Raw genomic sequence first — 21,732 nt, forward strand, 5'->3', positions numbered from 1 at the left:
TGCCTGAAATGAGCCCGACAAACGGGGGTCTTTGATCAATTGTCGCCCCAAGTTTTAATCAGGGTTGAATTTGAGCATCAACCCTTCCAAACATTCACAACCAAAAACGCAGGAGGGCAGGGTGTCCAGCGCAGACCTACACCCAATGGCCACAGGGCACATTCCGTCATATGTGACCCAGGCGGATGGCAGCGATTTTCTTTTCAATTTCATGGTGATCTTCACGGTTGGTCTGATCCTGCTGATCGGTGTCGCGTATTTTACGTTGCACTCGATCCCCGAGAAGATGGCCCATGAAAACAACCACCCGCAGTTTCAGTTGGTTGGTATCCTGGCGTTGTTGGCCCTGTTTACGCACAACGGATTGTTCTGGGTTGCCGCCATCCTGGTTGCGGGTTTTCAGTTTCCGGACTTTGCAGCGCCCCTGCGCGCGATTGCAGATGCAATTCGGTCGCTGGCACCCGGGGCGTCTCCTCCGCCCGCCGAGCTGGACCCTGAGCCAACCGCTCCGCAGGAGCACTGACGCATGATCGAAACATTTCTGTGCGCACTGGTTACCGTTCTGCCCGACTTTCTGTTCCGACGCTTCGTTCAGGGAAAACGGATAGGCCACGAAATCACGCTGTTCACCATGTGGTACGAACTGCGCTGGGGGCTGACCGCCTGCGCGATCCTTGCGCTGACAGTGATTACCACGCTGTTCTACTTCCATCCGGCAAGCAAAACGGCGGCGTCCTATTTCCGGACCGTGACGATTCTTCCGCAACTGGGTGGGCGGGTGTCCGAGGTCTATGTCACCAACAACCAGATGGTCACCGCGGGCCAGCCGATCTTTCGTATCGAGGATTTCACCCAGCGCGCGCAGGTCGAAGCCGCACATGCCCAGATTGCTCAGATACAGGCCTCGCTGAAGGTCGCGCAAACGGATCTGGCCGAGGCGGAAGCCGGCATTGCAGGCGCGCAGGCGGCGCTGGCGCAGGCGCTTGAGGATTTGGAGCGCAACACCACCCTGCGCGATCAGGGATCCAGCGCAGTCCGCCTGACCGAGATCGAGCGACTGGAAAACCTTGTCGCCGAGCGCGAGGCCAAGGTTCTGGCCGCGCAATCCCAAAAGGCGGCCGTTGTTCAGAAGATCGAAGAACTGATCCCTGCCCAGTTGGCCAGCGCCGAGGCGCAGCTGGATGCCGCACTGGCCGAATTGGACAAGACGACAATCAGCGCCGGTGTGACGGGCCGTGTCGAACAGTTCGGGCTACGGGTCGGCGATTTTGTCAGCCCGCTGATGCGCCCGGCGGGGATTCTGGTTCCGACGGATTCCGGCCGCGACCGGTTTCAGGCGGCTTTCAACCAGATGTCTGCGCAGGTGATCAAACCGGGAATGATCGGAGAGCTGGGCTGTATGACACGGCCATTCACGGTGATTCCGGTCGTTGTGGTCCAGGTGCAGGATGTGATCCCTTCGGGACAGATCCGGCCCACCGACGAATTGCGCGACGTTCAACAGAACACAACCCCCGGATCAATCCTCGTGTACCTCGAGCCGCTTTACGAAGGGCTGGCAGACAAGGTTCCCCCGGGCAGCAACTGTCTTGCCAATGTCTACACCGACAATCACGACAGGCTTGAACACGAAGATCTGGGTTTCTGGGAAAGGGCATTCCTGCATGTCGTGGACACGATCGGTGTGGTTCATGCGGCAGGCTTGCGACTGCGTCTGATCCTGATGCCTGTGAACACGCTGGTTCTAAGCGGCCACTGATGGCGGGAACGTGAGTGTTCTCGCGCTATTGTGTCTGGAAATGGTGCCGGTCCCCGGTTAATTGCCGCACATGTTTGATGCGCAAATCCGCCCGATTATCGACCCGGCCCTGAACGCACAGGGCCGTTTTCTCGCGCGGTTGGGCTTTACGGCAAACCAGGTGACGCTGATAGGGCTGGCTCTTGGTTTGGTCGCAGCGGGCCTGATCGTGGCCGGCGCGACGTACTGGGCGCTGGTGCCGTTACTGCTGTCGCGCCTCGCGGATGGGCTGGACGGTGCTGTTGCGCGTGCCCGGGGCGGCACCGATTTCGGCGGCTATCTGGATATCACCTGCGACTTTCTGTTCTACGGCGCCATCCCCTTCGCATTTATTCTGGCTGACCCGGCCTCCAATGGCGTGGCCGGTGCTTTCCTCCTGCTGTCCTTCTATTTCAACGGCACCAGTTTTCTGGGCTTTTCGCTGCTGGCCGACCGGCACGGATTGAAGACCGACGCAAGAGGGCAGAAGGCCCTGTATTTTTCCGGTGGTTTGCTGGAGGGGGCCGAAACGATCGGTTTCCTTGTTCTTTTGTGTCTGGTGCCAGATGCGTTTGCCGCTTTGGCGTGGATATTCGGCAGCTTGTGTTTCCTGACTGCCACATCCCGGATCGTGTTGGCAGCCCGCAGTTTCGGCAACCGTTCCGGGAACTGAAAAAGCCCGCCGTTTCCGGCGGGCTTTGGGTTTGCTGACAGTACATTTCCCGCTTATTGAGGGATGTCGCCTTCCAGCCCTTCGACATAGAAGTTCATGCCGGCCAGAGTGCCGTCATCGGCCACTTCGCCCTCGGCCAGCCAGGCGCTGCCGTCTTGCTTGCTCAGCGGCCCGGTGAACGGGTGATAGCTGCCATCTGCAATCGCGGCTTTCAGGGCCAGCGCCTCTTCCTTGACGTCGGCCGGAACGGCGTCGGAAATCTCGCCAATTTCAACCATGCCTTCCTTGATGCCGTCCCAGGTGTTCACCGACTCCCAGGTGCCGTCCATCACGGCCTGGGTGCGCGCGATGTAGTAGGGCGCCCAGTTGTCGATGATCGAGCTGACGCGCGGCATCGGAGCATATTCGCTCATGTCCGAGGCCTGGCCGAAAGTGATCACGTTGCCGGCTTCTTGTGCGGCCGCTTGCGGTGCGGTCGAGTCCGTGTGCTGCAGGATCACGTCTGCGCCCTGTTCGATCAGAACCTTCGCCGCGTCGGCCTCTTTCGCCGGATCGAACCAGGTGTAGGCCCAGACGATCTTGAACTCGACATCCGGGTTCACCTTCTTGGCGTGGATGAAGGCCGAGTTGATGCCGCGGATCACTTCGGGGATCGGGTACGAACCGATGTAGCCGATGATGTTCGACTTGGTCATCTTGCCGGCGATATGACCTTGGACAGCGCGACCCTCATAGAAACGCGCCGAGTAGACCGACACGTTGTCGGCGGTCTTGTAGCCCGTGGCGTGTTCAAATTTCACGTCCGGGAATTTCTTGGCCACGTTGATGGTCGGGTCCATGTAGCCGAACGAGGTGGTGAAGATCAGGTCAGCGCCTTCCAGCGCCATCTGGGTCATGACGCGCTCGGCATCCGGGCCTTCGGGCACCGATTCCACGTACACGGTTTCGACCTTGTCGCCAAAGTGCTTTTCGACGGCCTGACGGCCCTTGTCGTGTTCATAGGTCCAGCCGCCGTCGCCCACCGGGCCGACATAGACGAAACCGACCTTTGTCTTGTCCTCGGCCACGGCGCCCGTGGCAAGGCCAAGTGCCATGGCGGCGCTTGCCAGAAGTGAAGTGAATTTCATTTAGTTACTCCCCAAGTTGGTACAGTTGGCCCCTAGTGCGAGGCGTGGAAGGTCCGGCCCAGTGAGGCAGGTGCGCTGCTCTTGTCGGCCGAAAGGATCACAAGCACAAGGATCGTGATGATGTAGGGCGACATTGCCAGATACTCGACAGGTATGGCAACGCCCGCTGCCTGCAGATTAAGCTGCAAGACCGTGATTCCGCCAAACAAATAGGCACCCAGCAAGGCACGCCACGGTTTCCAGCTGGCAAACACCACCAGAGCCAGAGCAATCCAGCCGACTCCGGCGGTCATGCCTTCGGTCCACTGAGGGACCCGGATCAGGCTGATATATGCACCGCCAAGCCCCGCACAGGCCCCGCCGAACAGGATCGCCAAAATGCGGATCTTGATGACCTTGTAGCCGAGAGCATGCGCGGCATCGTGGTTCTCACCCACCGCACGAAGGATCAGCCCGACGCGGGTGTATTTCAGAGTGGCCCATACCGCTGCCGTCAACGCGATCCCGACATAGAGGATCGGATCATGTTGGAACAGGATCGGGCCGATGACCGGAATATCGCTGAGCAGCGGGATATGGATGTCCCCCATGCTGGGCGGTTTGATGCCCACATAGCTTTGGCCCAGAAGTGCACTGAAGCCCAAGCCAAACAGCGTCAGCGCAAGACCGCTGGCCACCTGGTTCGCCAGCGCGAACTGGGTCAGCAGAACGAACAGCAGCGACAACAGCGCACCGCCAACGGCCGCCGCGACAAAACCCAACCATGGCGAGCCTGTTTCGACCGAGATCGCAAATCCGCTGATTGCGCCCACGATCATCATGCCTTCGACGCCGAGGTTCAGAACGCCGGCCTTTTCGACGACAAGCTCTCCGATCGCCGCGAGCAGAAGCGGGGTTGCGGCAACCATCAACGAGGCCAGCAAAAGAACGGGATTGATTTCTCCAAGGTCCATGGTCACGCCACCTCGCTACGGGCCGCACGGATGCGGTAGTTGGTCAAAAGATCGAAGGCCAGCAGGAAGAACAGAAGCATTCCCTGGAACACCTGGATGGCCGCAGCGGGCAGCCCCAGCTGCGATTGTGCGATTTCGCCACCGATATAGGTCAGCGCCATCAGGCCGCCGGCCAGCAGGATGCCCACCGGGTGCAGACGGCCCAGAAACGCCACGATGATCGCGGTAAAGCCGTAACCCACGTTGAAGTCGATGCTGACCACGCCGGACGGGCCCGAGACCTCGAACATACCGGCAAGACCGGCCAACGCGCCCGACAGCCCCAGGCAAAACAGTATCAGCCGCGGGGGATTCACGCCGGCAAATCGTGCCGCGCGCGGAGCTTCGCCTGTAAGGCGGATGTGAAATCCCAGCATGTGCCGGTTCAGCAGGACATAGGCAAAGATCACCGCGATAAAGGCCGCGACGACGCCCCAGTGCATGCCGGTTCCGGCAAACAGTTCGGCATTGTGGGCACTTTCATAGGACTGCAGGTTGCGCGAGCCGGGAAACCCGAACCCCTCAGGGTTTTTCAGCAGACCCAGCGACATCGAGGCCAGAAACTGCTCGGCCACGTAAACCAACATCAGAGAAACGAGAATCTCGTTGGTTCCAAACCGAACCTTGAGCAGGGCAGGGATCATCGCCCAGATCCAGCCGCCGAACGCGCCGGCGATCACCATGATTGGAAAGACGTACCACGCGTCCAGAGGGTAGAAGGCAAGGCCGGCCGCGGCGCCGAAGATAGCGCCCATGATGTACTGGCCCTCGGCACCGATATTCCAGATACCGGCGCGGAAGCCCAGCGACAGACCGATGGCGATCAGAACCAACGGTGCGCCCTTCACCAGCAGTTGCGGTCGGTAGTAGAATGAGAATTCTCCGAACAGGGGTTCCCAGAAGATGGTTCCGATCGCTTCCACCGGGTTTTTGCCCAGAATTGCAAACAGCAACCCGCCGAAAACCATGGTCGCCAGCACTGCGACCAGAGGGGTGGCATAAGACCACGCCTTGGACGGCTGTGGCCGTTTCTCCAACACTATCATTTGCTCATCCCCCCAAAGTCTTCGTCTTTTTTGGATTATTGCGCCAGAGGCGGCACCGTAGGCTACACATGGGCCACCTCCATCCCATGCGCGCCGCCCATCATCAGACCGATCTCTTCGACGGTCAGGCCAGTTGTGGGTCGCGGAGCGCTGAGGCGCCCTTCGTTCAAGGCGGCGAAACTGTCGGAAATCTCCATCAGTTCATCCAGGTCCTGGCTGATGCAGACCACCGCCGTTCCCTTGGCCGCAAGGTCCAGAATGGCCTGACGGATCGCAGCGGCTGCGGCGGCGTCGACGCCCCAGGTCGGCTGGTTCACGACCAGAACTTCGGGGTTTTGCAGGACTTCCCGGCCGATGACGAATTTCTGCAGGTTGCCGCCCGACAGCGACCGCGCGGCGTTTTCCGGCCCCGGGGTCCGCACGTCGAATGCCTGAATGATCTTTTCCGCAAACACGCGGGTGTCGGCCCATCTCAAAAAACCGTTCTTCTCCAGAGACTCGCGCACCGAGCCGGTCAGCAGAGCGTTTTCCGTCAGGCTCATGTCCGGCGCCGCGGCATGTCCCAACCGCTCTTCTGGGGCCGTCAGCACACCCAGTCTGCGCCGGGCCGTCGGGCCCAGTTTGCCGATCGGCTGGCCGTTGAAGCGGATCGCATCCGCGTCCGTCAGGATTTCACCGGACAGAACGCCCAGCAGTTCGTCCTGACCGTTGCCGGCCACGCCGCCGATGCCAAGGACTTCGCCCTTGCGGACGGTCAGGTGCACGTTCTTCAGCGCGGTCCCGAATTCGGAAGGGGACGGAACCGAAAGCCCGGAAACATCCAGCGCGACGGGTCCGAACTCGCGCCCGGACCGTTCAGGAGTCTGAAGGGCTGATCCTACCATCATTTCTGCCATGTCGCGGGCGGATGTTTCGCTGGGTGTGCATTCACCCACGTTCTTGCCCAGCCGCAGAATGGTGGCGTGGTCGCACAGCGTGCGGATTTCCTCCAGTTTGTGCGAGATGTACAGGATCGAAGTTCCTTCCGACCGCAGTTTTTTCAGTGTTTCGAACAGGATATCTACCTCCTGCGGGGTCAGGACCGAGGTCGGTTCGTCCATGATCAGCAGCTTTGGGTCCTGCAGCAGGCAGCGGATGATCTCAACTCGCTGGCGTTCACCGGCGGACAGGTCACCAACCCGACGATACGGATCCAGCGGCAGGCCATAGGTCTCCGAGACCTCGCGAATACGCGATGCCAGATCACCCATCGGCGGCGGGCTTTCCATGCCCAGGGCGATGTTTTCGGCCACGTTGAGCGCGTCGAACAGCGAAAAATGCTGGAACACCATGGCGATGCCGTCGGCACGGGCCGCGCGCGGCTCGGCCGGCGCATAGGGTTGGCCGCGCAACAGCATCGTGCCGCTGTCCGGCTTGACCAGCCCGTAGATCATCTTCACCAGCGTGGATTTTCCTGCGCCGTTTTCGCCCAGCAGGGCGTGAACTTCGCCCTCACCGATGTCAAAGGACACGTGGTCGTTGGCCACGACGCCGGGATAGGCCTTGGTCAGCCCCTGCAAGCTCAGTAGTGGAGTGGTCACGCGCTCTGGTCCTTCTTCAAGTCGTTCTGTCGGGCGGGGCGCAGAATTTGCGCTGCCACACCAACTGCGATCATCTGCGGGTGCTTGCCCAACGATGGGTCACCGATCGGGCAGGTGATCCGGGCGATCTGAGCCGGTGAGTGACCCAGCGCAGCCAGGCGCGAACGGAATCGCGCCCATTTCGTAGCCGAGCCGATCAGCCCGGCAAAGTGAAAACCGTGCGTCAATAGCCGGTTGCACAGTTCCAGATCCAGATTGTGTGAATAAGTCAGCACCAAGTGCTCGGCTTGGACCGGTGCGTGGCGCACGAGGTCGGCCGGGTTTGCTGCCGGAACCACGGTTACACCTGCTGGGATGTCAGCTGGAAACCGGTCGGCGGCGGTGTCCACCCAGGTGATGGCAAGATCGGGGAGAGGCGACAGCACATCCACAAGCGCCCGTCCGACATGACCGGCCCCCCAGATCCACAATTGGCGGGTCGGTGTGTGCACCGGCTCGATCATCCAGCCGTCAAGCAATTGTGGGTCAGGCGCGATACCCTGTGCGCGTGCGGTTGCCAGCAGCCGCTTGACCGACAATGGCATGTCACCACCGGCAGTCGGGCGTGCGATGACGGTATCGTCCAGGGCCTCGATGGATTTCAGGTCATAGACCTCGCTCAGCAGCGTTACGGCACCGCCACAGCATTGCCCGAGGTCGGGACCCAGCGCATGGCGGGACAGGCAGGTTGGGCTTTGCTGGACCCGGGCGGCCTCAGTCGCCTGATACTCCAGCGTGCCGCCCCCGATCGTGCCGGATTGCCCGCCCTTCCAGACCAGCATCGCGGCGCCGACCTCGCGCGGGGACGAGCCTCGGATTGCGGCAATGACCACGCGGGTCACCTTGCCATGCGTCTTGACCGCCTCCCTCAAAGTCTCCCGGTCAAATCCCATCAGGTACCTCCACGCATGCGTTGAATGGCGGTCCAGACCTCTTCGGCGGTGGCCGGGGCATTGATCGCAGGATACCCGTCGCCGCAGGCCGCAACCGCGTTCGACAACGCCAGCCAGGCCGAGATGCCCAGCATGAAAGGCGGCTCGCCCACTGCTTTTGAGCGATAGATGGTGTCTTCGCGGTTCTTACCATCCCAAAGCGCAACGTTGAACACACCCGGTCGGTCCGAACAGGCGGGGATCTTGTAGGTCGATGGCGCATGGGTGCGCAGCCGGCCTTTGTCGTCCCAGACCAGTTCCTCGGTCGTCAGCCAGCCCGCACCTTGCACATAGCCGCCCTCGACCTGCCCGATATCCAGCGCAGGGTTCAGCGAAGCACCCGCATCATGCAGGATATCCGTCCGAAGGATGCGGTTCTCGCCGGTCAGAGTGTCCACGGCGACTTCGGTCACCGAAGCTCCATAGGCGAAATAGAAGAACGGGCGCCCGCGTCCGGCGATCCGGTCCCACTCGATCTTGGGGGTCTTGTAGAACCCGGTTGCCGACAGGCTGACACGCCCCTGATAGGCCAGCGCCGCGGCTTCGGCAAAGCTGTAGCTTTCCTCGCCCACACTGACCCGGCCATCGGCAAAGACGACCGCCGATGGATCGGTCTGATGCCGCTCGGCCAGATAGGCGGCCATCCGGTCGCGGATCGTGTCGCAGGCGGCCTTGACCGCCATCCCGTTCAGATCGCTGCCGGACGAGGCCGCCGTGGCCGAGGTGTTGGGCACTTTGGCGGTATCGGTCGCGGTGATCTTCACCATCTCCAGCGGAATGCCGAACCGCGCGGCCGCTACCTGCGCCACTTTCTGGAACAGGCCCTGGCCCATCTCGGTGCCGCCATGGTTCAGATGCACCGAGCCGTCCTGGTAGACATGCACCAACGCCCCGGCCTGGTTCAGATGGGTGAGCGTGAAGGAAATCCCGAACTTGACCGGTGAAAAGGCGATGCCCTTCTTGATCACGCGGTTTTCGGCATTCCACTTCTCGATTGCCGCCTTGCGGGCTGCGTAATCGCAGGACTCCAGCAGGGCTTCGGTCATGGGATGCAGCTCGAAATCGGTGACTTCCATGCCGTAGGGGGTGGTGTTCCCACCCGCGGGGACAGGGCGCACCACCGAGCGGCCGGTTTCGACCGCGCCGCGGCTGGTCAGATCCTCGTGCGGATCCGGGTGGCCCAGCGGCTTGTCCCGCACCGGTTCTTCATCGCCCGCGTGCACCGGTTCATAGTAGTTCCGCCGCCGCAGCTCGACCGGGTCCAGCCCCAGCACATGCGCCGCGTGATCCATCACCCGCTCGATCCCCACCATGCCTTGCGGCCCACCAAAGCCGCGAAACGCCGTGGCCGACTGCGTGTTGGTCTTCAGCCGATGGCTCTCGATCCGCGCGTTGGGCAGCAGGTAGGCATTGTCCGAATGCAGCATCGCCCGGTCGGCCACCGGCAGCGACAGGTCCTGCGCCCAGCCGCAGATGGCATAATGCTTGAACGAGACGCCCTGAACGTGGCCGTTTTCATCGAACCCGGCCTTGTAGCTGATGCGGAAGGCGTGGCGTTTGCCGGTGATGGTCATGTCGTCATCACGGTCATAGCGCATCTTGCAGGCTCGACCGGTTGCCCGTGCCGCAACTGCGCAGGCCACGGCCAGCGCGTTGCCCTGGCTTTCCTTGCCACCGAACCCGCCACCCATCCGCCGGGTTTCGACCCGCACCGCGTGCATGGGAACGCCCAAAGCGTCGGCGACCTTGTGTTGAATCTCGGTCGGGTGCTGGGTCGAGGAATGCACCAGCATGTCGCTGCCTTCGTTCGGCACCGCCAGCGCGGCCTGACCTTCCAGGTAGAAATGCTCCTGCCCGCCGATCTCGAACGTGCCTTCGATCATATGCGACGCCAGCGCGATGGCGGCATCTGCATCACCCTTCGCATAGATGCGGGGGCCGTCCTCGAACCGGCTGTCTGCGGCCAGAGCCTCTTCGATCGTCAGGATCGGCGTTTCCTCGGCATAGTCGACCTTGCCCAACCGCGCGGCCTTGCGGGCGGCCAGATGGCTGGTGGCGACAACCAGAAACACGGGCTGGCCCACGTAGTGAACGGTGCCGTCGGACAGCAGCGGTTCGTCATGGATCGAGGGCGAGACGTCATTGGCAAAGGGCAGGTCCTCAGCGGTCATCACCATCACGACCCCCGGGGCCGCGCGGACGTCCGACAGGTCCATCGCCGTGATCCGGCCCTTGGCGATCGAGCTCAGGCCGAACGCCAGATGCAAAGTGCCCTTGGGCGTCGGAATGTCGTCAACATAGCGGGCGGTTCCCGACACATGCAGGGGTGCGGCGTCATGGGGCAGGGGCTTGGTCACGCTCATGCCGACACCTCCAGAACGTTGATCAACTCGCCCTGATCCTCGGCGAAATACCGCTCCAACATCGCCCTGGCCGTCTCCAGCCGGTATTCGGCCGAGGCGCGCATGTCGGTCAGCGGCGTGAAATCCCTGTCAAACGCCGGCAGCGCGGCCTGAACGGTCTCGTGCGTCCAAGGCTTGCCGACCAAGGCGGCCTCGACCGCCGCGGCCCGCTTCGGAATGCCCGCCATGCCGCCGAACGCAATCCGCGCCTGCGTCACGACGCCATCTGACACGAAGATATTGAAACAGCCGCACACGGCCGAGATATCCTGATCGAAGCGCTTGCTCAGCTTGTAGCATTTCAGCCGGTCCGCCTGACGCGCAAAGCTGACCGCCTCGACGAACTCGCCGGGCGCGCGGTCCTGCTTGCCGTAATCGACAAAGAAATCCTCCAGCGGGATCGACCGCCGCGCGTCCCCCTTGCGCAGATGCAGCGTCGCCCCCAGAGCGATCAGGGTGGGCGGGTTGTCCCCGATGGGCGAGCCGTTGGCGATGTTGCCGCCCACGGTGGCCGCATGGCGCACCTGCACGCTGGCGTATCGCCGGATCATCTCGGCATAGGACGGGTGCAGATCGGCCATCGCCGCGCCCATGCGGTTCATGTCCACCATCGCGCCGATGCGCACCTCGTCTTCGGTGACCGAGATCTCCTTCAGATCGTCACACCCGCCCAGAAAGATCACCGGATCAAGGTCGCGCAACTGCTTGGTCACCCAAAGGCCGACATCCGTGGCCCCCGCTACCAGAGTCGCCTCGGGATGCGCGGCATAGACCTCGGCCAGCTCGTCGGACGAGCGTGGCATCATCGGCGAGGCGGGCTCGACCGCGACCGGCTTGTCTTTGACCCAGACCGGCACGGGCTGGTCTTCGACGGCCTTCGCGGCGCGGATGATCGGCGCATAGCCGGTGCAGCGGCACAGGTTGCCGGCCAGCTGCGTGTCATGATCGGTCGCGCCATTGGCGTGGCTGGCCACCATCGACATCACGAAACCGGGCGTGCAGAATCCACATTGCGAGCCATGAAGGTCCACCATCGCCTGCTGCACGGGATGCGGCTCGCCGTCGGGCCCGCTCGCCCCCTCGACCGTGCGCACTGCCTTGCCGTGCAGTTGAGGCAGAAAAAGAATGCAGGAATTCAGCGCCTTGGCGCCGGCCTCATCCGTCACCATGACGGTGCAGGCCCCGCAATCGCCCTCGTTGCAGCCTTCCTTCGTGCCGGTCTGACCGCGATCTTCGCGCAGCCAATCCAGCAATGTGGCCGTCGGATCGACATCCGCCAGCTCCACTGTCTCTCCGTTCAGAAGAAACGTGATATTCATTCTTGAAACCCGTCGCCTTACCCGGTTGCGCCCATGGGTGCCCCTGTCTCGATGCGACGTAGAGAAAGAAGCGGGCTTGTAGCTTGCATGAAGATGTTAGAAACAGCCTGTGCGCGCTGGCAAGAAAAACTGCCTGCCGAATGTACCATTCCCGATCCCATGCCTTGATATGCACCACGTCATTATTATCTAGGCATCTGAATTGAAAGAGATTTTGGTGTAACCCAGGTGGCGTCGGCTGAAGCACCTTCTGGAATCTCCGAATAATGCGCGGCTATTTTTTCAGCAATCACCTCTAACTGTTCCGGCTTTTTCCCGGGTCGCGAGTGCGATAGCCTGCCTCGTATGAGCAGTACTCCTCGATTCATCCACCTCCGAGTTCACACCGAGTATTCCCTTCTTGAGGGGGCGGTGCGCCTGAAAAAACTGCCAACGCTGTGCGAGCAGATGGACATGCCCGCAGTTGCGGTGACGGACACCAACAACATGTTCGCGGCGCTGGAATTTTCGGTTACCGCAAGCGGTGCGGGTGTGCAGCCGATCATGGGCTGCCAAGTTGATCTGGCATATTTCCAAGCGCAGCCGGGGGAAAAACCCAAGCCCCCCGCGCCGATTGTACTGCTGGCACAGTCTGAGACGGGGTACGAGCATCTGATGAAGCTCAGCTCGTGCCTGTATGTGGACAAGGGCGGGCAGTTGCCGCAGGTCACGCTTGAGGAGTTGGCTGCGCATTCCGATGGGCTGATCTGCTTGACCGGCGGACCGGACGGCCCCGTTGGCCGCCTGTTGCAGCAGGGCCAGCGTCCGGCGGCCGAGTTGCTGGTCGATCGGTTGGCCGCGATGTTCCCCGATCGGCTTTATATCGAACTGCAACGTCATCCCGGCGAGGATGGCCAGCCCGAGGCCGAGCGCCTGACCGAGCGCGGCCATGTGGAAATGGCCTATGCCAAGAACCTGCCTCTGGTGGCCACGAATGACGTCTATTTCCCGACCTCGGATATGTACGAGGCGCATGATGCGCTGATCTGCATTGCCGAGGGCGCCTATGTCGATCAGCAGGAAGGTCGCCGCCGCCTGACCGCGCAGCATTACTTCAAGTCGCCGCAGGAAATGGTCACGCTCTTTGCCGATCTGCCCGAGGCGATCGAAAACACGGTCGAGATTGCCAGACGTTGCGCCTTCATGGCCTACAAGCGGGATCCGATCCTGCCGAAATTCGCCGATGACGAGGTCGAGGAGCTACGCCGCCAGGCCAACGTAGGTCTGCAGGCCCGACTGGCGGTGATCCCGCACGCCGTCCCACCCGAGGAATACCAGAAGCGTCTGGATTTCGAATTGGACATCATCGAGGGCATGGGGTTCCCCGGTTATTTCCTGATCGTTGCGGATTTCATCAAATGGGCTAAGGATCACGACATCCCCGTCGGTCCGGGCCGTGGCTCGGGCGCGGGGTCGCTGGTGGCCTATGCGCTGACGATTACCGACCTTGACCCGCTGCGTTACAGCCTGCTGTTCGAACGCTTCCTGAACCCCGAACGGGTGTCGATGCCCGACTTCGATATCGACTTCTGCATGGACCGCCGCGAAGAGGTGATCCGGTATGTTCAGCAGAAATACGGCCGCGACAAGGTTGGCCAGATCATCACCTTCGGCGCGCTCTTGTCCAAGGCTGCGGTTCGCGACATCGGGCGGGTGCTGCAGATGCCCTACGGCCAGGTGGACCGCCTGTCCAAGATGATCCCGGTCGAAGGCGTCAAACCGGTGTCGATCGAGAAGGCCCTGAAAGACGAACCGCGCCTGCGCGAAGAGGCCCGCAACGAAGAGGTGGTCGACCGCCTTCTGACTTACGGCCAGCAGGTCGAGGGGCTGCTGCGCAACGCTTCGACCCACGCCGCCGGCGTGGTGATCGGCGACCGGCCGCTGGACGAACTGGTGCCGCTCTATCAGGACCCCCGCTCGGGCATGCCTGCCACCCAGTTCAACATGAAGTGGGTCGAACAGGCCGGTCTGGTGAAATTCGACTTTCTGGGCCTCAAGACTCTGACGGTCATCCAGAACGCCATGGACCTGATCTTCAAGTCCGGACGGCCATTGCACGTGGCGGCCGACGGTCGGCAGCTTTATGAGCCGGCCGAGGGGGCCGAGAACCAGATCAACGCCATCCCGCTGGATGACCCGGCCACCTACAAGCTCTATTCCGCGGCCAAGACGGTGGCGGTGTTCCAGGTTGAAAGCTCGGGCATGATGGATGCGCTCAAGCGCATGAAACCCACTTGCATCGAGGACATCGTGGCGCTGGTCGCGCTCTACCGTCCCGGCCCGATGGAGAACATCCCGACCTATTGCGAGGTCAAGAATGGCCAGCGCAAGATCACCTCGGTCCACCCGCTGATCGACCACATTCTGGAAGAAACGCAAGGCATCATCGTCTACCAGGAGCAGGTGATGCAGATCGCGCAGGTCATGGCGGGCTACAGCCTCGGCGGCGCCGACCTGCTGCGCCGCGCGATGGGTAAAAAAATCAAAGAGGCGATGGACGCCGAGCGCCCGAAATTCGAGGCCGGGGCAGCCGCGAACGGGGTAGATGCCAAGAAGGCGTCCGAGGTGTTCGACCTGCTGGAGAAATTCGCCAACTACGGCTTCAACAAATCTCACGCGGCGGCCTACGCGGTGGTCAGCTATCAGACCGGCTGGCTGAAGGCGAACCACCCGGTCGAATTCATGGCCGGTGTCATGAACTGCGATATCCATCTGACCGACAAGCTGGCGATCTATTTCGAAGAGGTCCGCAAGGGTTTGGAACTGCCCTATGTGCCGCCTTGCATAAACCGGTCGCAGGCGACGTTTGATGTGGTGGATGGCAAACTGGTCTATGCGCTGGGCGCGCTCAAGAACGTGGGCGTCGAGGCGATGAACCTCGTGGTGCAGGGCAGGGGCGACAAGCCGTTCGTCAACCTCTTTGACTTTGCCCGCCGGGTCGATCTGAAGAAGGTCGGCAAACGGCCGCTGGAGATGCTGGCCCGCGCGGGGGCCTTTGACGAGCTGGACAAGAACCGCCGCCGGGTCTTCGAAAGCCTCGAACAGCTGGTGCAGTATTCGGCGGCGATCCACGAACAGAAGAACTCGAACCAGGTCTCGCTGTTCGGCGAGGCGGGCGACGACCTGCCCGAACCGCGCCTGTCGAAATCGCCCGACTGGCTACCCGCCGAACGGCTGAGCGAAGAGTTCAAGGCGATCGGCTTCTACCTCTCCGGGCACCCGCTGGACGACTATATGCCCGCGCTGAAACGCAAGCAGGTGATGACGCTGGACGAGGTTACCGAAAAGGCACGCTCGGGTCCGTTGATCGCCAAGATGGCCGGTGTGGTCGCCGGGCGACAGGAGCGGAAATCGGCCAAGGGCAACCGTTTCGCCTTTGCACAGCTGTCCGACCCGACGGGGGCGTACGAGGTGACGCTGTTCTCGGAAACCCTAGAGAAATCACGCGAATATCTGGAAACCGGCGCGCAGGTCGTGCTGACGGCCGAAGCCACGATGGAGGCTGACCAGCTGAAGCTGCTGGCGCGCTCGGTCGGGCCGGCGGATTCAGTCGTGGCCGAGGCCGGCGCGACCGGGCTTCGTATCTTTTTGGACCAATCACAGGCGCTGTCGACGGTCGCCAGCGTTCTTGCGGATGCTGCGGGGGCGGCCAAAAACGCCTCGAAAGGGCCGATCCATTTGTGTCTGCTGGATCCGGGCTTGCCGGGAGAGGTCGAGATGGACCTGGGGCAGGAATTCCCGATCAATCCCCAGATCAAGGGTGCCATCAAATCACTGGATGGGGTCTTGTCCGTCGAAGAGGTCTAGGGTGGTGGTCCCGCCCAACCCTAGTAGTCACGCTCGAAGAAAATCCCGATGCCGGTATCGCCGCGCCCATCTACGGTGCCGCGCACCGTCACGCTGTCGCTGACGTCCAGGTTCAGGTTCACCTCGGTGTCGCCTTCGGTGTTCACGGTGAAATCGGTGTACAGGTTGTCGCTCAGATAAGCGCCGGCGCCCAGACGCCCGCCGCCGCCCTCGGTCGCGCCGACGTCGACGGTATCTACGCCCGTGGCGTCCCGAACGCCCTTGGTGGCATCGCCACCGGCACCGCTCAGTTGGGCCAGCGACGCGGCCATCTGGGCGATGACAAACGGGGACAGTTCGGAAAAGCGGTTGCCGAACAGCAGCATGGCCAGCGCCTCTTCGGCGGGGCGTTCGGGGTCCGAGAACACATCGACTGTCGGAGAATCCAGAGGGCCCGCGATTTCCAACGTTGCAGTTCCATCCGAAGTGCTGGCCGAGGATTCGAACTCGATATACGGCGTCAGGTCACCCTGCAGGCTGACCACGCCTTTGGTCAGCGCCAGCCTCCGGCCAAGGATGTCCAGATTACCGCGGATCAGTTCGATCTGGCCCGATGGGATGACGGATTTGGTGGTGCCCTTGATGAAGATCGCACCGCCCAATTCAGCATTCACACCGCGGCCCCGTACGAAAACCGCCTTGGGGGCCAACAAGCTGATGTCGAGAGAGATGCGAGAGTCCGATTGTGACGTTTTCTCTTTTTCTACCAGCTGCGCCCGTTCCCGAGTGACGTAGCTGGCATTGCTTTCGTTCACGTGTTCGATCTTGGGGATCGGCGCGGCCCCCACCGCGCCAGATGCCGCGGCCAGGTTGATATTGGTCTCGCCAAATGTGATCTGCCCGGCCAGCGAACTGTTCCCCGCCAAAGCGCCCGTCATAGCGATCTGGCCGTTCAACGTGGTCTCGTACAAAAGATTGTCGGTCAGGACGAGATTGTTGATTGCAGTTGTGATCTGCGCGTTGAACGGCGGTGTAAGGTCGACCGGGCCACTGACCGTAAATCCGCCTCCGGCGCGCATGCCGCCGCGCATCGAAATCGTTGCGCGGCTGTTGGCAAGGTCTACAGTTCCGCCGATATCGGTGATGGTCTGCCCAACGCTGGGGATCGCCATCGACGTCCCTGAGGTGGTGATCTGACCACTCAGCGAATCCAGCGCCGGCTTGCCCTTCAACGCCAGGTCGAACCGGGCCGATCCGTCGATCTTGTTGGGCGTGATGAAGATGTTTGCAATGCCCAGATTGACGCCGCCCTGTGCGGAAATGTCGGCATTGCCCGAGGCTTCGTCGTAGGTTCCTTTGACGGCACTGCTGATCTCGGCCGGTCCGGCGGCATTGGCATCAATGGTCCACACGCCGTTCTGGCGCGTTGCATTGCCTTTCGCCGTCAAGCTGCCCGGAAATTCGGGCGCAAAACGTTCGACCCGATCGAACTTGGCGTCAAAGTCCAGGTCGGCCGAGCCATCCGTATTCACGCTGCCTACCAGATTGGCGTAGGACGTCTCCGGGCCGGTCACTCTGACCGTGCCCTCGACCCCGCTGGATGTGGGGGCCACATTCCCGTTCACCTTCAGCGGTCCTGTCAGGTTCTGTGAAACCCGGGCGAGGTCGTCCAACGCGGCGGAGAAGCTCAGCCCGCCGCTTTCGCGGCTCAAGATGCCGGATGCGTTGGCGGACAAGGCGGTCCCTGCAAGCCGGAAGTTGCGGATGTTCAACCCTTCGTCGCCGTTCGATGCGTCGACTGTCAGCGTCGTCTGTCCGGGGATCAGCGCATCCACGGCATCGATTCCGGTCAAGATGTCCTCTGCATTGATTTTGCCCTGCACGTCGAAGACTTTGCTGCCACGGGCCCCTCGACCGGTCACATCCGCCGTGACCGCGCCCGCCAACGTACGGCCTGCCAGTCCGGAAAAGACGGACAGGTCGGGGGCATTGACCTGCGCCTGACCGTCAAAGGCCAGGTTTCCGGTCGGATCGTCGATGGTTGCCGCGACTTGGGCACTCAGCGTGGCTGCGTCAACGGTCGCCTTGCGGATTTCGATCCGGTCACCGGTGCGGGCCCCGTCGAAGTTCAGGACAACGCGGCCGGTCACAAGCGGATCCACCTGATCCAGCCCGGTTTGCAGGTCTGTAGTCGTCACCTGCGCAGTGCCATCAAACTCAAGGGTCTGCACGGTGCCTTTGCCATCCACCTGGGCCTGAACGGCCCCCGCAAGGTCGCGCTTGGCGAGGCCGGAGAATACAGAGAGGTCCGAGGCATTCACCCGGGCCTGGCCGTCGATGGTCAGATTGCCGTTCGGAGTGGTGACCGCGCCATCCGCCTGTGCGTTCAGCGTTTCGCCGTCGATGGTGAAAGCGCGGATCAGGATGCCGTTTGCATCCCGCTTGGCGTCCAGCGTGATGTCCGTCTCGCCCGCGATGATGGGGTCGATATCGTCTCGACCAGTGGACAGGTTTTGTCCGAAAACGGCCAGCTTGCCGTCAAAACTGCCCTCCAACGGCGAGCCCGCCCCCTCGACCCGGACCGATGCCCGGCCGCCCAGATCCAATTTGGCGACCTCAGAGAAACGAGACAGATCGGACGCCTGCACTGTTGCCGATCCGTCAATCTTCAGACCGCTTTCAAGCCCGCTGACGACCGCATCGGCGGTCGCCGAATAGTCGGTTCCCCCAAGTTCGAAACCCGAGAGTCGGAGCGATTTGTCCCGTCCGTATTCGAACTGGCCATCCAGGGTAATGCGATCGCCCACCGCTGTGTTCAGGGCAGGGTCAGCCAAGTCCAAACCATCCAGAGAGGCTTGAAGGTCTCCTGTCAGGTCCAGACCGCCGATCTGAGTCAGGGTGCCCTGTGCGGTCAACCGCGTGTGCGCAATCTGGACTTGGGGTGTGACAACATTCTCGGTCGTCAGGCTCAGGTCCCAATGATTGCCGTTTTCGTGGTCGAACAGGGCAGAGAGCTGTGCGGCCTTGACGGATGTGTCTCCTCCACCGAATGGCAGGACCACGTCGTCCCCGGCCGGTGGCGAGATCCGTGCCTGGACGGCTGCCAGTTGCAGCGCTCCGCCTGTTCCAAGGCTGAGCTGCGCTTCCAGTTTCAAAGCTTCGGACGTGATGTCCGCCTCGGTAATCTCCAGCGCACCTTCGGCTCCGGTACGGCCATCGACATACAGGCGTGTATTCGTACCGAAGAAGGTATCCATGTTGGCGGCCAGAAATGGGGTCAGGTCGCCGCCCAGGTCGGCGGTAAAGGCAATGCCTTCGTCTGCCGCCCCTTCGGTCTTCTCGATCCCGCGCAGGCGCACCTGGCCCGAGACACGGTCGACATTGTCACTGCTCAGCCCGATATCCGCCGTGAAATCGGTGATCGGACCGGACCCTTTGGCCGTCAGGCCGATGGGTGGGCTGTCCGGAATATTCAATGCGGTCGAAATCAGCCCACCTGACGCCTCGGAGATGGTCAGGTCCAGGTCGATTTGCCGGCTTTCGTTCTGGAAACCGGCCACAAGATTTATCTGATCGCCGGCCCGGTCCAACCGATTGATGTCCAGCTTGGTGTCCAGCGCGCCATCGGCCAGATTCAAGTTTCCGTCCACCGAAAGGTCTGCCGCAACGCCGATCAGCGGTTCGCCCAAAGACAATTCGTCGACGCGCAGTTCACCGATCTCGATCGCCACGGGCAGTTCGGGCAGTTGAAAGGGTTTGGTCTCGGCGGTGGCGGCCGGTTCGTCCGTGGTGGTCTTGCCGGGTGCGCGTGCGATGTCGATTTCTTCGGCGGTCAGGGCGTTCACGGAAAACCGGCCGCGGATCAGCGCCAGCCGGTTCCAATCCAGTTCGGCATTCTTGATGGTCAGCCAGACACCTTCGTCGTCGGCCACCGTGATCTCCTGGATGCGTGCGCGAGAGCTCAGCGCGCCCTCCAGCCCGATGACCCGGATATTGCGGTTGTCCCCGGATAACGTGTTCTGCAGGAAATCGGTCAGCAGACCGCCGCTCTCTTCCTCTTGCGCGGCCACGGGACCCGAAAGGGCAAAGGCGGTTGCCCCGACTGCCAGAGGATATGAAAGGTAACGCCTCAAAATGCTTGCCCGATCCCGATATAGAACTGCAGCCCGTTGCCCGTGTCACCTTGCACAGGCACCGCCAGGTCCAGCCTCAGCGGGCCGAAGCCGCCCAGATCGTACCGAACGCCAAGGCCCGCGCCCGCGTGGTACTCGGCGCCACTGCCGATGAACGAGGACGTGTCCACGATACCGTAGTCGTAAAACCCAACAAGAGACAGCTTTTCAGTGACCTTGCCGCGCACCTCGCCCGACAGGCCAAGAAAGGACTTGCCGCCGGCAATGCCCGTGCCGACAGGGACACCAAGGCTTTCATAGGGCTGACCGCGAACGGTGCCCGCGCCGCCGGAGAAGAACAGGAAATCCGGTGTGACACCATCCGCCGGGGGTCCGAGAATCGATCCAAGTTGCACCCGCCCGGCCAGCACGATCCGACCGCCAGTCCCCAGGCTGGTATAGGCGCGACCGTCGAAAAACAGGCGCAGCCCGGTATCCGTGCCCGAGATGCCGACAAAGGGCATGAATTGGCTGTCCAGGTAATACCCGCGGGTGGCGCTGACCTTGCTGTCGCGTTTGTCCCACTCGGACCGGAACGGAATGATGAAATATCGGAACTTGCGGCCGTCACCATAGGCGTCGTCAGCGTTCGAGATGGAGAAGCCCACAGCCGCCTCGGCATACAACTCGTCCGAGAACGTCCGCCGCGCACCATAGGTCAGCGAGGCAACCGACACGCTGTAGTTGTCGGTGTTTCGGCGCTCGAGCAGCGCGCTCCAGAAGGTATTGTCGTCCGGGCCCAGTCGGTCGGGCTGATCCAGACGCAGACCCAACCGCCCGTCGATATCCTCTGACCCGCCGATATTTCGGATGGCGGCCTCAAAGCGCAGCCGCTGGGCGCGCCGGAACACGTTGCGGTGGGTCCAGGTGGCGGTCAGGTCGAGACCATCGCGCGAGGCCAGTTCGACCCCGAACGTCAGGCGGCGTTTGGGCAAGTCCTCGAAAGTGGCGTCGAAATCCAGCGTGCCGTCCGGGTTCGGCGTGTCCCGTTCCTGGATCGAGACGGTGCTGAACGTACCGGTCCGCCGCAGCCGTGTGCCGACCTTTTGCAGCTTTTCGGGCGAGTAGACCTCGCCCGACGGGAAACCGGCGATTTTCTCGATCGAACTGTGGCGGACATCGGTGCCGCCTTCGATATACATCTTGCCGAACTTCAGCCGCGGCCCCTGATCCAGGTCGATCCGGGCGTCCAGCTGGGCCTGTGCGTGCCGGGCGATGATCTGTTGATCGCGCAGTTTCGCTTTGGCGTGGCCCGCGTCCTTCCAGGCCTGAATCCCGTCCGAAGTCGCCTGTTGAATGGCGCCGGTCGTGGCCAGCTTGCCGGGGGCAAACTCTTCGGGCAATTCGGTATCGGGGGCCAAAGGCTGAACGACTGCGGTTCCGAAATTGTACGCTTTGCCGGGGCGAATGGTGATCGTTGCCCGATTGATCTGCGCAGGAACGCTCAGCGAGCTGAGATCTGCCGCTTCTTTCCCGTCCAGCTTGATGCTGACCGACGGGCCGAAATATCCGGCATCATAGAGGATTTGCACGATCGTTCGGTAATCCGACAATGCGGCGGACAGAACTTCAAGCGGCGTGTCCAGACCCCGGTTGTCGGCAGTCATGACCGAGGACGTTTCCTCAATCTGCTTTTTCAGGTCGTCCGACAAACCTGGCGCTGCAAGCGATGTTTCCAGTGCCATCGCACAGGTCGGGGCGAGGGCAAAAAACACACCCGCGCACCAGTTCTTCAGACCGCCCCTACGCCTGCTCGCCTGCATCAAATGGCTCCACCTGTCCCGGGCCGCATTAATTTGCGCCGCTTGTCGCGGCGTCACGATCCCTTGGAGAATAGTTAGACCATCT

13 protein-coding genes are annotated in these 21,732 nt (G+C 62.0%); 4 read left to right on the top strand and 9 right to left on the bottom strand.

Annotated features, from left to right (window positions below; all coding sequences use genetic code 11):
- Positions 1-121 precede the first annotated feature (121 nt).
- From ACR0NB_RS00475 to ACR0NB_RS00485, 3 genes are all read left to right on the top strand, one after another.
- Positions 122-523: a hypothetical protein gene (locus ACR0NB_RS00475; protein WP_480774670.1), complete on the top strand. Its 402-nt coding sequence runs from the start codon at positions 122-124 to the stop codon at positions 521-523.
- A gap of 3 nt (positions 524-526) precedes the next feature.
- Positions 527-1,759, top strand: coding sequence for an HlyD family secretion protein (locus ACR0NB_RS00480; RefSeq protein WP_170337786.1), 1,233 nt, complete (start codon positions 527-529; stop codon positions 1,757-1,759).
- Between the two features lie 70 nt (positions 1,760-1,829).
- Positions 1,830-2,450, top strand: a complete 621-nt coding sequence (locus ACR0NB_RS00485) for a CDP-alcohol phosphatidyltransferase family protein (protein ID WP_170358096.1) — start codon at positions 1,830-1,832, stop codon at positions 2,448-2,450.
- A 53-nt stretch (positions 2,451-2,503) separates the two neighbouring features.
- On the opposite strand, the gene ACR0NB_RS00490 is transcribed toward ACR0NB_RS00485, so the two are convergent.
- The 7 genes from ACR0NB_RS00490 to xdhA all read right to left on the bottom strand — a co-directional run bounded on the left by ACR0NB_RS00490 (position 2,504) and on the right by xdhA (position 11,887).
- Complete coding sequence (locus tag ACR0NB_RS00490) at positions 2,504-3,577, bottom strand: BMP family ABC transporter substrate-binding protein (protein WP_170358098.1); 1,074 nt, start codon at positions 3,575-3,577, stop codon at positions 2,504-2,506.
- A gap of 32 nt (positions 3,578-3,609) precedes the next feature.
- The gene (locus tag ACR0NB_RS00495) at positions 3,610-4,530 is read right to left on the bottom strand and encodes an ABC transporter permease (RefSeq protein WP_093962822.1); all 921 of its coding nucleotides are present in this window, start codon (positions 4,528-4,530) and stop codon (positions 3,610-3,612) included.
- A gap of 2 nt (positions 4,531-4,532) precedes the next feature.
- A complete protein-coding gene (locus ACR0NB_RS00500) occupies positions 4,533-5,615 on the bottom strand; it encodes an ABC transporter permease (RefSeq protein ID WP_170337792.1) in 1,083 nt (360 codons plus the stop codon).
- Between the two features lie 62 nt (positions 5,616-5,677).
- Positions 5,678-7,195, bottom strand: a complete 1,518-nt coding sequence (locus tag ACR0NB_RS00505) for an ABC transporter ATP-binding protein (protein WP_480774671.1) — start codon at positions 7,193-7,195, stop codon at positions 5,678-5,680.
- Positions 7,192-8,127, bottom strand: a complete 936-nt coding sequence (xdhC, locus tag ACR0NB_RS00510) for a xanthine dehydrogenase accessory protein XdhC (protein ID WP_170366695.1) — start codon at positions 8,125-8,127, stop codon at positions 7,192-7,194. The genes ACR0NB_RS00505 and xdhC overlap by 4 nt, the downstream gene beginning before the upstream one ends.
- The gene (gene xdhB / locus ACR0NB_RS00515) at positions 8,127-10,529 is read right to left on the bottom strand and encodes a xanthine dehydrogenase molybdopterin binding subunit (RefSeq protein ID WP_480774672.1); all 2,403 of its coding nucleotides are present in this window, start codon (positions 10,527-10,529) and stop codon (positions 8,127-8,129) included. The genes xdhC and xdhB overlap by 1 nt, the downstream gene beginning before the upstream one ends.
- A complete protein-coding gene (gene xdhA, locus ACR0NB_RS00520; protein WP_480774673.1) occupies positions 10,526-11,887 on the bottom strand; it encodes a xanthine dehydrogenase small subunit in 1,362 nt (453 codons plus the stop codon). Before xdhA ends, xdhB begins: the two co-directional genes overlap by 4 nt.
- A gap of 345 nt (positions 11,888-12,232) precedes the next feature.
- Here xdhA and dnaE point away from each other — a divergent pair, with 345 nt between their 5' ends.
- Positions 12,233-15,733, top strand: coding sequence for a DNA polymerase III subunit alpha (gene dnaE / locus ACR0NB_RS00525; protein ID WP_480774674.1), 3,501 nt, complete (start codon positions 12,233-12,235; stop codon positions 15,731-15,733).
- A 20-nt stretch (positions 15,734-15,753) separates the two neighbouring features.
- Here dnaE and ACR0NB_RS00530 read toward each other — a convergent pair whose 3' ends face one another.
- Complete coding sequence (locus tag ACR0NB_RS00530) at positions 15,754-19,845, bottom strand: translocation/assembly module TamB domain-containing protein (RefSeq protein WP_480774675.1); 4,092 nt, start codon at positions 19,843-19,845, stop codon at positions 15,754-15,756.
- Positions 19,842-21,569, bottom strand: a complete 1,728-nt coding sequence (locus tag ACR0NB_RS00535) for an autotransporter assembly complex protein TamA (RefSeq protein WP_480774676.1) — start codon at positions 21,567-21,569, stop codon at positions 19,842-19,844. The genes ACR0NB_RS00530 and ACR0NB_RS00535 overlap by 4 nt, the downstream gene beginning before the upstream one ends.
- Between the last annotated feature and the right edge of the window lie 163 nt (positions 21,570-21,732).

This window comes from Ruegeria sp. CG3, from assembly GCF_056537205.1.